Source organism: Paracoccus binzhouensis (assembly GCF_016446475.1).
Lineage (GTDB): Bacteria > Pseudomonadota > Alphaproteobacteria > Rhodobacterales > Rhodobacteraceae > Paracoccus > Paracoccus binzhouensis.
Window position 1 is genome coordinate 1 of record NZ_JAEHFP010000269.1, and the last position, 554, is coordinate 554.

Consider the following 554-nt stretch of genomic DNA (forward strand, 5'->3'; position numbering starts at 1 on the left):
CTGCAGCCGGCTCCAGGGCTCGGCGGCCAGCCCCGCCAGCACGGCGCCGCGCAGCCCGGCCACGGCGCGCAGCGTGGCGTCATGGCCCAGCATCCGCTCGCCATAGCGGGCGACGGTGCGCAGCAGCGCCAGTCCGCGGACCGAGGCCGCCGGGCGGAACACGTCGAAGACCGCCCCGGCCCCGGCCAGCCCGGCAAGGGCCGCGGCGGCAATGAACCAGCCCGACAGGGCCAGCAGGCCCCAGCCCGCCAACAGCACGAGCACCGCCAGCGCCAGCGCCCGGCCGATGCCGCCTTCCGCCGCCATGACGCGCCAGACCCGCCGCATCACCGGCCCCCGATCCGGTATTCGCGGCCGAGGGCGGCGACCAGCGCCGGGTCATGCGTCGCCACGATCAGCCCGGCCCCGGCGCGATGCGCGGCCAGTAAGCCGCGCGTGACCTGCGCCGCCGTCGCCGCATCCAGGTCGGCCGTCGGCTCGTCGGCCAGGATCAGCGCCGGGCCACCATGCAGCGCCCGCGCCAGGGTCAGCCGCCGCGCCTCGCCGCCCGACAG

1 protein-coding gene and 1 pseudogene are annotated in these 554 nt (G+C 78.5%); both read right to left on the reverse strand.

The features are described from left to right. Window positions 1–327, reverse strand: a pseudogene (locus I9P22_RS24395) (amino acid ABC transporter ATP-binding/permease protein); the annotation flags it as partial. Next, window positions 327–554: ATP-binding cassette domain-containing protein (locus I9P22_RS24400; protein ID WP_199262814.1), on the reverse strand; the 228-nt coding region annotated here is incomplete at its 5' end. The gene I9P22_RS24400 and the pseudogene I9P22_RS24395, both read right to left, overlap by 1 nt.